Origin of the sequence: Nostoc sp., assembly GCF_036919895.1 — a bacterium.
Classification (GTDB): domain Bacteria; phylum Cyanobacteriota; class Cyanobacteriia; order Cyanobacteriales; family Nostocaceae; genus Nostoc.
In genome coordinates, this window is the sequence record NZ_JBALBW010000052.1 from 22,827 (window position 1) to 34,763 (window position 11,937).

Consider the following 11,937-nt stretch of genomic DNA (forward strand, 5'->3'; position numbering starts at 1 on the left):
AATGACCAATGCCCAATGACTACAATAGAAATTGTTGGGTGCTGTAGGGTTTAGGCAGGATTGGGAAATGATGCTGACAGAAAAATTTGAGCAATTAAAAGCCTTATTTCAAGAGATGGAGCAGGCGTTGATTGCCTACTCTGGGGGTGTTGATAGCACTTTGGTTGCCAAAATTGCTTATGATGCCTTGGGCGATCGCGCTCTGGCTGTCACGGCTGTTTCTCCTTCGCTGTTGCCAGAAGAGTTGGAAGATGCCAAAGTTCAAGCCGCAACTATTGGGATTCCTCATAAAATCGTCCAGACTCACGAGATGGAAAATCCTAATTACACTTCCAACCCGGTTAATCGCTGTTATTTTTGCAAAAGTGAGTTGCACGACACTCTCAAACCTTTAGCTTTGCAGTTGGGTTATCCCTACGTAGTAGATGGCGTAAATGCCGATGATTTGCATGATTATCGCCCAGGAATTCAGGCAGCGAAAGAAAGAGGGGCGAGATCGCCTTTAGCAGAAGTGGGTGTCACTAAAGTTGAAGTTCGCCAACTTTCGCAACAACTCGGTTTACCTTGGTGGGATAAACCCGCTCAACCTTGCCTTAGTTCCCGCTTTCCTTATGGTGAGGAGATTACTGTCGCTAAGTTGCAACGAGTTGGGAGAGCAGAAATTTTCTTAAGAAAGCTGGGTTGGCAGAATTTGCGCGTGCGATCGGAAGGGGATACAGCACGCATTGAATTATCACCAGAGCAAATTAAAGATTTTGTGTTAACAACAGATTTACAAAAAGTAGTTTCTGTATTTCAGGATTTCGGATTTCTTTACGTAACTCTGGATTTGGAAGGTTATCGTAGCGGTAAGTTGAATCAGGTTTTGAATCGGGAAGCCTTGGGCGTTAAATTATAAAATTTTGGTTCTATAGAGATCCAGTTTATATTTCTATACCTTCTACAGAAACTAGAAAGCAGCCGTTAATCCTCCAGGCATTATCCGGCTGTTTTTCCATAAAATATAAAGCTCTAAAGGGAACTCCATCGGGGGAAAGTAGTAGCACTGGCTGAGTTATGTTTCCCTGGATGGCTGTTATCTTCTCAAAAAAGACAGAACGAGGACGGTATACTGCTGGGTAGCTTATCTTCACCATCTGCATAAAATTTTCTGGTGTGCCAAATTGCGCCTGAATTCCCGGACTGGCGAAGGCAAAAGCGCCTTCGGCATCATCCTTCTTCAAGGCGGCCAATTGGTGTTCAATTAGAGAACGGATGGCGATCGCATCGTTGTCGGTAACTTCCATAAATCTAAAAGTAGCGATCGCTCAATCTTCACGCTTAGTCACCTTGTATTCTATCTGCTGTAGTGCAGAGCGCCATACATCATAACCCTCTTGCGACAGATGTAAACCATCTGTAGTCAACTCTGGGCGCATATTGCCTTCCATATCTGTAAACCAGCTATAAATATTTAGGTAATAAGCGCCTTCTTGTTTGGCAATCTGGGCCAGTTGGACATTAATGTGACGAATATGACTATTATTGAGATGTTTTCGGAGGCGAGTCGGCAAAAGTGATTGGACAATTATCTGACTTTGTGGATGAGCCTGGCGTAAGCGATGGACAATCCGGCGATAATTACGCAAAAGTGTGTCATCGTTCGTGCCTTTTCGTAAATCGTTAATCCCCGTCATAACATAAATTACATCTGGTCTAGTTGCCGAAAATGCCGTCAACCTTTTTAAAACACCACTAGAAGTATCTCCAGATATGCCTTGATTCAGCCACAATGTCCCAACTGGTAGTTTTTCTTTGGGGAACCACATAGTCAAAGAATCACCAACTAAGATACTTAGATGATTTGTACCTTGACCTTGAGCGATCGCTCTAGCTTCTAAAGCTAATAAACTTTTCCAGTCATCATAAGTTAGTTGACGCTTCCTGATCGACTCCCACAAAGATTGCAAATTATCACTATTTACGCGCGTATAAATCTGACCTGTTTTCAGAGCCGCCAATCTTTGGTAGTAAAGTTGATTACCAGATGTCAATGAAATACCCGTTGCTTGGGCGCTGGGGTTGGCTAATGATTCTGTTGAGGCTGGTAATCCTTCACTACTTAGTTCGGGTACGCTAGAGACATTTTTCTCGTCTACCGTCGGCTGTGAATTTTTTAGGGGTTGGAACGCTTGCCCACTGAGTTCTGGTAAGGAGAGATCAACACTGGGGATGATTTGTCTACTTACTATTACCTGCGAGCCTTGTTTTAAATCCCACAGGAATCTAGAACTTTCTGGCAGGACAATTGACAAATGTGGAAGAGCCGATGCCGGTATTGCTAATCCTGTTAACAAGCCTGCTGCCAACAGATAAGGGTCCCTCATCGCTTTCTCTCTCCTCTACTCACTCTTTTCCCTATCACAACATTAATTGCCTGCATTCAGGAAAATTTTACTTCGGTTAAGTTATTATTCTTATTTACACTGTATAGTTCTGTAAAGTGTGTTGAGGAGATTATCTTAGACAATTTACGATCTCTTTAAAGTACAGTTTTTTCGGTGGTATACAAGTCTGATTTGCGAGAATACTGATACTGAAAGTACTATTTTTACAAAATAACTATTTCGTAGAACTTAGTCGTCACAAATATTATAAGTGTGTATAACTTTGGAGATTATATCATAGGATTATCTGCCCTTCATGAGCAAGCGAAAGATTATGTTAGTTTCAAAGCTTGAAACATGACTGTATTCAACTGCTGAACTTGACTTGCTCCTAATTTACCTATTCTTCTGGTGATTAGTCTACGCTCTATGGTAGTTATTCGAGTCACCCTAACTTTAGAAGCAACCCGTAATCCAGTACTAGTAAAATCTGGATCTGAAGGTTCTAAAATGAACTATTCTGGACTCAAACTACTTATATTTTGAGATGAAATAAAACATAAAGTGACATCATCCCCTATAGTGTCTATCCATAAAACTAAACCAGGGCGTAGCTTTGTTGCACTCAAGTCTGTAAATGGAAATGGAACCAAGACGATATCACCTTTTTGGAGAGACATTAAATAGGTTCTCCGTCGTCAAGTGAGTATATGTCTGGTTCATTTTCAAGAAAGTTAAAGGCTCCTCCAGTTTGAGCAAGTAGAATTAGATCGCGAGTTGAAGCCTCTGATGAATCGAAAAACAGTTTTTCTTCCAAAAGAAAGCGATCTTCATCAGAGAGAGAGAGGATAACTTGTATTAGAGATTCTACGAGTTTAATATTCACTATTGATAAATTAACAACCAAGGGTTGTAAAGGTAGCTTCTATTTCTGCGATTTGCAGTTATTCCATATTGCTGCCTATCACTAAGTTAATTTTAGGAGATCGCAGTCTACCTTTTGTGTTTTGATAGAAAGCTCAAAAATTCTTCTACTACTGCCATTGGTTGGTTGTAGCACTTCTCCGCAGGGTAGTGTTCAACGCAAAGAATTCCTGATTTTTTAAACCAAGCATCCTTTTCTTTATCCTTCTCATACCTGTCTAGATGAAAAGAAATCTCTAATATTCCGAATGTTCCGTCTAAACACACTAAAAAATCTACTTCTCGGTGATCTTCATAAATATTACCTGTTTCATGCCTGACAGCTAGAGGTAGTGGAAAGAACAAGACACCTTTAACTTCTAGCTCTTGTGCAATCCTAATTTCAGACTGTGACGCAAATTTAATCTCATTGTAAATGATCGGCTCTTTACCTTTTCGAGCAAAAGCTTTCTCTGTAATAAGTCCTTGATTCAACTCTTTTGATTTGGCTATTAGAAATTTAATAGTCTTCTGCCAATTCTCTTCTACCTCTAGTAACTTAACTTTGTAGTAGATGGGAAATTTAGCCATATCATTCCAAATATGACCAGCAGCAATGGATACAAAATAATGTCTCAAAGTTTGTTGAATTTCGTCACTATTTGAGACTATTAACCTGAGATTAAGTGGCAAATATATTATAAGACCTGAAATATCCCTATCATATTGATACCATTTAACATCAAATTCTAATTCAGCATCAACAATAATTGCTGCATAGTCGTTCCAGTAATCATTAATTAAAGCTTGAACCCAAGTTCGATGTAATTTTTCTAACAATTCTGAATCTTGCATCAGAAAATATTTCCAAACATACAAATTAATTAATACATACTATATCCCTAACCTCATCCAGTTACAAAATTGATTTCACAAAAAATCCCCCACCTTGCGGCAGGGGATTTTTATTACTTATCTACAAAACTAGCAGCCGAATTAACCGAACTTACCAGCAGTAGAAGCAATCAAGAATGCTGCGTAAGTCACGATGTAGCCAACAGTGAAGTGAGCTAGACCAACTACACGAGCTTGAACAATGGACAGAGCCACGGGCTTGTCCTTCCAGCGAACCAAGTTAGCTAGAGGAGTGCGTTCGTGTGCCCAAACAAGGGTTTCAATCAACTCTTGCCAGTAACCTCTCCAGGAGATTAAGAACATGAAGCCAGTAGCCCAAACTAGGTGTCCAAACAAGAACATCCAAGCCCAGACAGACAGGTTATTCACGCCGTAAGGGTTGTAACCGTTAATCAACTGAGCAGAGTTAGCCCAGAGGTAATCGCGGAACCAGCCCATGAGATATGTAGAGTTCTCATTGAACTGAGCAACGTTGCCTTGCCAAATACCAAGATGTTTCCAATGCCAGTAGAACGTAACCCAACCCAGGGTGTTCAGCATCCAGAAGGTAGCGAGGTAGAAGGAATCCCATGCTGAGATGTCGCAAGTACCGCCACGACCGGGGCCGTCGCAAGGGAAGGCATAGCCGAAGTCCTTTTTATCGGGCATCAGCTTAGAACCACGGGCATCCAAAGCACCTTTGACTAAGATCAAGGTGGTGGTGTGCAGACCTAGAGCGATCGCATGGTGTACCAAGAAGTCGCCAGGGCCAATGGTCAAGAACAGGGAGTTAGTACCAGCATTAATGGCATCTAACCAACCTGGCAACCAAACGTTAGCGTAGTTAGGCCATGCTGTGTAAGCAATACTATCAGGGTTAGATAGCAATGTATCTAAACCGTACAGTACTTTACCATTTGCAGCTTGGACAAATTGAGCAAATACTGGCTCAATCAAGATTTGCTTTTCAGGTGTACCGAAAGCAACAACTACGTCGTTGTGTACGTACAGACCAAGGGTGTGGAAGCCTAAGAAGAGAGATACCCAGCTGAGGTGGGAAATAATCGCTTCTTTGTGCTTCAGCACGCGGTCAAGAACGTTACCCTTATTTTGTTCTGGATCGTAATCACGTACCCAGAAGATTGCACCGTGAGCAAAAGCACCAAGCATCAGGAATCCAGCAATATACTGGTGATGCGTGTACAAAGCTGCCTGAGTTGTGTAGTCCTTCGCAATAAATGCGTAGGAAGGCATGGAGTACATGTGCTGCGCTACTAGGGAAGTAACAACACCTAGCGCTGCTAAGTGCCAACCCAATTGGAAGTGCAGGGAGTTGTTGTAGGTGTCGTAAATACCTTGGTGAGGTAGGTTAAACGGCCCTTCAACTGGAATACCAAAGAAACTCTTGGCATTCAATGCTTCTTTGAGACTGTGACCAATCCCAAAGTTTGTCCGGTACATGTGACCAGCGACAATAAATAGGACTGCGATCGCTAAATGGTGGTGAGCGATGTCAGTCAACCACAAAGCTTCTGTCTGAGGATGGAAACCACCCAAGAAAGTCAGAATTGCAGTTCCTGCACCTTGGGATGTACCAAATACATGTCCGGTGGTGTCAGGGTTTTGAGCGTAAACAGCCCAGTTGCCTGTAAAGAATGGTGTCAAACCGGCTGGGTGGGGTGGGGTATTCAAGAAGTTATCCCAACCTACGTGTTGACCGCGAGCTTCGGGGACAGCAACGTGAATTAAGTGACCAGCCCAAGCCAATGAACTAACACCAAACAAACCTGCTAAGTGGTGGTTAAGGCGATGTTCAGCGCTCTTAAACCATGCCAAGCTAGGACGGTACTTGGGTTGCAAGTGCAGCCAACCAGCAAACAACATTACAGCAGCGAATAACAGCAAGAATACTGAACCGTTGTACAGTTCGCCGTTATTCCGCATACCGATCGTATACCACCAATGGTAAAGACCAGAGTAGGTAATGTTTACCGGATTGCTAGCGCCCGCTTGGGTAAAAGCTTCGATCGCTGGTTTACCAAAGTGGGGGTCCCAAATCGCATGGGCGATGGGACGGATGTGAAGGGGATCTTTAATCCACTGTTCGAAGTTACCTTGCCAGGCCACGTGGAACAGGAGGCTGGATGCCCACAGGAAGATGATTGCCAAGTGACCGAAGTGAGTTGCGAAAATCTTTTGGTAAAGATTTTCTTCCGTCATGCCATCATGGGTTTCAAAATCGTTGCCTGTAGCGATCGCATACCATATCCGACGAGTCGTCGGGTCCTGTGCGAGATCCTGGCTAAATTTCGGAAATTTTGTCGCCATAGGTTTAATAAATCCTCTGACCTTTAGCCATCAAATATCAGCGTCTAGAGTCCTGAGTTCTGAGTCCTGAGTTCTGAGTTTTGACTCAGCACTCAGCACCCAGCACTCAATAACTGATTGCTACCCTACTGAAAGGATGTGTGCATGGAAGAATGCCCAAGTTGTGGCAATTCCTCCTAAGAGGTAATGAGCTACCCCAACAGCCCGACCCTGAATAATACTCAGAGCGCGAGGCTGGATTGCTGGAGCTACCTTCAGTTTGTTATGCGCCCAAACAATGGACTCAATCAGTTCTTGCCAGTAGCCGCGACCACTGAACAGGAACATCAAGCTGAATGCCCAGACAAAGTGAGCGCCTAAGAAGAGTAGACCATAGGCAGATAGCGCGCTGCCGTAGGAATTGATGACTTGTGTAGCTTGTGCCCACAAGAAGTCACGCAACCAACCGTTGATGGTAATAGCACTTTGGGCAAAGTTACCACCAGTGATGTGAGTCACAGTACCATCTGCATCTACGGTTCCCCACACATCTGATTGCATCTTCCAACTGAAGTGGAAAATTACAATTGATATGGAGTTGTACATCCAGAATAGTCCGAGGAATACGTGATCCCAACCAGACACTTGGCAAGTACCGCCACGACCAGGGCCGTCGCAAGGGAAGCGGAAGCCCAGGTTAGCTTTGTCTGGGATCAGACGAGAGCTACGGGCGTACAGCACACCTTTGAGCAGAATTAGGACGGTGACGTGAATGGTGAAAGCGTGAATGTGGTGAATCAGGAAATCCGCTGTACCCAAAGCAATGGGCATCATCGCCACTTTACCGCCAACAGCCAAGACACCGCCGCCAAAGGCATAGCTAACTGGTTCTAGGGCATTAGGTGCAGTTGTACCAGGAGCCAATGTGTGGATATTTTGTATCCACTGGGCAAATACCGGCTGCAATTGAATCCCTGTATCAGAGAACAAGTCTTGAGGGCGACCCAATGCGCGCATTGTGTCGTTGTGGATGTAAAGTCCAAAGCTATGGAAGCCAAGGAAAATAGACACCCAGTTCAGGTGAGAAATAATCGCGTCGCGGTGACGAATCACCCGATCCAGTACGTTGTTTTGGTTCACAACAGGATCGTAATCCCGCACCATGAAGATAGCAGCGTGAGCCGCTCCACCAACGATCAAGAAGCCACCGATCCACATGTGGTGTGTGAATATGCACAACTGCGTAGCGTAATCAGTTGCCAAGTATGGATAGGGGGGCATCGCGTACATGTGATGCGCGATGATGATGGTCAGTGAACCCAAGAAGGCTAGGTTAGTAGCCAATTGAGCGTGCCAGGATGTGGTCAGGTTTTCGTAGAGACCTTTGTGACCTTCACCAGTGAAAGGACCTTTGTGGTTTTCGAGGATCTCTTTAATGCTGTGACCAATACCCCAGTTGGTACGGTACTGATGACCAGCAACGATAAAGAGAACTGCGATCGCTAAATGGTGATGAGCAATGTCACTCATCCACAAGCCGCCTGTTACTGGGTTCAGACCGCCCTTGAAGGTAAGGATGTCAGCATACTGACCCCAGTTCAAGGTGAAGAAAGGTGCTAAACCAGCAGCAAAGCTGGGATACAACTCGGTCAACAAGTCTTTGTTCAAGATGAACTCGTGGGGCAAGGGGATGTCTTTGAGAGCAACACCTGCATCCAAAAGCTTGTTGGTCGGATTGGACACGTGGATTAAGTGACCTGCCCATCCCAAGGAACCACAACCTAGCAATACTTGCAAGTGGTGATTCAGCATCGACTCCACATTCTGGAACCATTCCAGTTTAGGAGCGCGTTTGTGGTAGTGGAACCAGCCGGCAAATAGGAATAAGCCTGCTAATACCAAGCCACCGATCGCAGTTACGTAAAGTTGGAAGGAGTTTGTAATCCCCCAACCACGCCATACTTGGAACAAACCAGAGGTGATTTGAATGCCGTGGAAACCACCGCCAACATCACCGTTTAAAATGTCTTGTCCGACAATCGGCCAAACGACTTGAGCGCTAGGCTTAACGTTCAACGGGTCACTTAGCCAAGCTTCGTAATTAGAAAACTTCGCGCCGTGGAAAATCATTCCGCTCAACCAAACCATCACTACGGCTAAATGGCCGAAGTGGGCTGAGAATATCTTGCGGGAAATGTCTTCTAAATCGCTTGTATGTGTATCGAAATCATGGGCGAGTGCGTGCAGGTTCCAAATCCATGTGGTGGTTTTGGGACCTCTGGCTAAGGATCTGTCAAAGTGTCCAGGTTGCGCCCATCTCTCGAATGAGGTTGGAACTGGATCGTTATCGACGATTACTCTTGCCTTTTTTTCCTCTCGCTCCGGAGGACTTATTGTCATTTGACCTCCTCTCTTGATAAGGAATGAGGAATCATGAATACCACAAAGTGAACCATTACCGCATACTCAGAATTTCACTGAAGCCGCGATGAAGACCCTATGTGGATAGTTGTTTCTCGTTGAATTATAGAGTCTTCACCTACACTTTGTTGGAGATATTTTAACAATAATTCAAACTTCGGGGAATATTGCTGAAATTACCGTCTAATCTGCCTTTTAACTTCAAAGTGTTTACCTAAAAGTCAATAGATTAACCATTTTAATTTACAAAGAATAACAATTGGGAAGTTTTATGATTTTGCTGTATGCACTTGGCTTACAGCTTTTACTGCTATTACTTATGAACATTTGTGTCATATTTCCATTTTCGTAAGTAAAAAGCTGTAAAAAGTATGACTTGTTTTAAAATTTACTGGAATAAGTAGGGGATGTGAGGCAGATTTCACCTTTTGGGCTATAGTGCCAGATGGACAGTTTGAGCGAAAATAATTTGTGCAATTGTCGAAGACTATCGCTGGGTGCAACGCATGAACTCGTGGCAGATAAGGGTGTTAGAGAAGCTCCTCCCTAAGAGGTTCCCGATTCTTAGGTGGATAATCACATTGGTGCTGGTATTAAGCTTGACCAGTTGCGGCGAGAAAGCCGATAGCCAGGAAGTATCAACTGGTTATAGAGAAGACACTTCACAGATTTCTCAAATTTCAAAGCAATTTTCCGAAGTATCCCCACCATCTGTTATCCAAGCACTGCGTCCAAGTTTGGAAGTTTATCAGCCACAAGTGGCAATTGTGACTCCTAGACCTGATGAAGTTTTCCAAGATAATAAAGTTACAGCCAGTTTTCAGGTTAAGGATCTACCAATATTTAAAGATCCACAATTACAACTGGGGCCACATCTCCATGTAATTCTGGATAATCAACCTTATATTCCTGTTTACGACCTGAATCAACCCTTGGTTTTGCCAGAGTTGTCTCCAGGTACTCATACCCTGCGCGTCTTTGCCTCTCGTCCTTGGCATGAAAGCTTTAAGAATGAAGGCGCTTATGCCGAGACAAAATTTCACGTCTTTACCAAAACTGACGACAATAATCCAGATCCTAAGTTACCCCTGCTAACTTACAGCCGTCCTCAAAGTAGCTACGGGGCAGAGCCAATTTTACTAGACTTTTATCTGACTAACGCTCCCCTACACCTCGTTGACAAGGAAAACACTAACGAAGGATTTAGTGATTGGCGTATCCGCGTCACAATTAATGGTGAAAGCTTTGTTTTCGATCGCTGGCAAGCAGTTTATCTGAAAGGCTTCCAAGCTGGGAAAAACTGGGTAAAGCTAGAATTTCTCGATAATCAGGGAAATCCTCTCAAAAATGTCTTCAATACCACAGTGCGAGTCATTGACTACGAGCCAAAGGGTAAAGATACTTTGTCGAAAATTGTTAGAGGAGAACTCACAGCAGATGAGGTAAGAGGCATTGTAGACCAGAATTATAAACTCACACCTACGCCTTCTGTTGAAAAAACACCCCAAATACAACCGAAGCTAGAAAAACAGCCCATTCCTGAAACTGAAGTTCCGAAAGAATCCAAAACACAACCAGAACAACCAAAGTTGGAAGTTCCAACGGCTGTACCATCTCCTACCTTATCCCCGACACCATCAGAAATAATTACGCCAACGGTAACGCCGACTCCTGAATCAACGCCCCTACCTGAAAAAGTTGCACCTCAGCCAACTAAACCTAAAGTTGACGGATTTTTTAACCGTCGGGCTGGTAAGACACCTATTCCACAAGTAACAGTTGCGCCATCTCCGAGTTTGCTACCCACGCTACCAGAGATTATTGAGCCTCCAGCACCAGAAATAATTACACCAACACCAGAATCACAGCCACAGGTAACACCAACTCCTGAATCAACGCCGCTACCTGAAAAAGTTACGCCTCAGCCAGCCAAATCTAGATTTGGCGAATTTTTTAAGCGTCGAACGAGCAAGACACCTACTCCACAAGTAACAGTTGCGCCATCTCCGAGTTTGCCACTTACGCCACCGGAGATTATCGAGTCTCCAACAGCAGAAACAATTACGCCAACTCCTGAATCAACGCCGTTACCTAAAATAAGCGTTCCCGAAGCAGAGAAACCAGAATCAACTAAAGACACTCAACTGCAACTCTTGCGCTAAAGCCTCAACAAATGCGATCGCACCGACAGGATTTCCGATATTATCCAACCCAGGACTGTAGCAAGCGATCGCTCCCTCACCTGGTACTATTGCTACAAGTCCACCACCAATCCCTGATTTCATCGGTAGACCAATCCTGATTGCAAACTCCGCCGAAGCTTCATAAAGTCCACAAGTTGACATTACAGCATTGACAATTCGGCGGTTTTGTGAATTTACTAAGCCATTTTCAAAAGCTAGAAGTTTTCCTAACAGGGCTAAGTCTTCAACTCGCCCAGATATGCAGCATATTTGCTCGTAGGTGTCAAGTGCTGTTTGAATATTTTCTAGATGACCTGTTTCGCTAAGATAATTTGCGATCGCTTGATTGGCTGTTGAACGGGTTAATCGCACTGAAGCCAGCATTTCCTCATCTAACCTGAGTTGGCAACCTGCTAATTGGTTGAGCCATTGACAAAATAAAAGAGTGCGTTGATTTGCGTCCTTTCCTGGTAACTTATCAGCGAGAGTGATTGCCCCACTATTAATCATAGGGTTGCGAGGGTGGCCGCGATCGCTAACTAATTGTTCTAAAGAATTGAAGGCTGCATCCGATGGTTGCACGCCAACCCAAGCAAAAACTGTTTCTGCACCAAAATGTTCTAGCAGATAAAGTAGGGAAAAGGTCTTAATAACGCTCATTAGCGGGAATATACAAGCTGTATCCCCAAAACTGATAGTTTTCCCCGATTTACAGCAGATGTGGACTGCAAACCAGCCAGGATCGGCTTTAGCTAATTGGGGAATGCGATCGATAACTCGTCCCTGTTTAGGCTGGATTTTGGCTAGTTGCACCCACACTGATAACTCCGTAGTCGTTAGTTTATCAAGTTCTTTCAAAAATG

At 44.0% G+C, this 11,937-nt stretch carries 10 protein-coding genes; 2 read left to right on the top strand and 8 right to left on the bottom strand.

What is annotated here, in order from left to right; translation table 11 throughout:
* Positions 1-70 precede the first annotated feature (70 nt).
* Positions 71-898 (top strand): ATP-dependent sacrificial sulfur transferase LarE, encoded by an 828-nt coding sequence (gene larE, locus V7K55_RS09290; RefSeq protein WP_334830521.1) that lies wholly within the window; start codon positions 71-73, stop codon positions 896-898.
* A gap of 25 nt (positions 899-923) precedes the next feature.
* On the opposite strand, the gene V7K55_RS09295 is transcribed toward larE, so the two are convergent.
* From V7K55_RS09295 to psaA, 7 genes are all read right to left on the bottom strand, one after another.
* Positions 924-1,286, bottom strand: coding sequence for a DUF4864 domain-containing protein (locus tag V7K55_RS09295; RefSeq protein ID WP_334830423.1), 363 nt, complete (start codon positions 1,284-1,286; stop codon positions 924-926).
* 21 nt (positions 1,287-1,307) lie between these two features.
* Positions 1,308-2,366 (bottom strand): SGNH/GDSL hydrolase family protein, encoded by a 1,059-nt coding sequence (locus V7K55_RS09300; RefSeq protein WP_334830425.1) that lies wholly within the window; start codon positions 2,364-2,366, stop codon positions 1,308-1,310.
* 515 nt (positions 2,367-2,881) lie between these two features.
* Complete coding sequence (locus tag V7K55_RS09305; RefSeq protein ID WP_334830427.1) at positions 2,882-3,046, bottom strand: hypothetical protein; 165 nt, start codon at positions 3,044-3,046, stop codon at positions 2,882-2,884.
* Positions 3,046-3,252, bottom strand: a complete 207-nt coding sequence (locus V7K55_RS09310) for a hypothetical protein (protein WP_334830429.1) — start codon at positions 3,250-3,252, stop codon at positions 3,046-3,048. Before V7K55_RS09310 ends, V7K55_RS09305 begins: the two co-directional genes overlap by 1 nt.
* Before the next feature lie 107 nt (positions 3,253-3,359).
* Positions 3,360-4,124, bottom strand: coding sequence for a hypothetical protein (locus V7K55_RS09315; RefSeq protein WP_334830431.1), 765 nt, complete (start codon positions 4,122-4,124; stop codon positions 3,360-3,362).
* 141 nt (positions 4,125-4,265) lie between these two features.
* Positions 4,266-6,491: a photosystem I core protein PsaB gene (gene psaB, locus V7K55_RS09320; protein WP_334830434.1), complete on the bottom strand. Its 2,226-nt coding sequence runs from the start codon at positions 6,489-6,491 to the stop codon at positions 4,266-4,268.
* A 120-nt stretch (positions 6,492-6,611) separates the two neighbouring features.
* Entirely contained in the window at positions 6,612-8,870 is a 2,259-nt protein-coding gene (gene psaA / locus V7K55_RS09325) for a photosystem I core protein PsaA (protein WP_334830436.1), read from the bottom strand.
* A gap of 527 nt (positions 8,871-9,397) precedes the next feature.
* Between psaA and V7K55_RS09330 the strand changes: the two genes are divergently transcribed.
* Positions 9,398-11,053, top strand: a complete 1,656-nt coding sequence (locus V7K55_RS09330; RefSeq protein ID WP_334830438.1) for a hypothetical protein — start codon at positions 9,398-9,400, stop codon at positions 11,051-11,053.
* Here V7K55_RS09330 and glsA read toward each other — a convergent pair.
* The gene (gene glsA / locus V7K55_RS09335) at positions 11,018-11,932 is read right to left on the bottom strand and encodes a glutaminase A (RefSeq protein WP_334830440.1); all 915 of its coding nucleotides are present in this window, start codon (positions 11,930-11,932) and stop codon (positions 11,018-11,020) included. The genes V7K55_RS09330 and glsA overlap by 36 nt on opposite strands.
* Between the last annotated feature and the right edge of the window lie 5 nt (positions 11,933-11,937).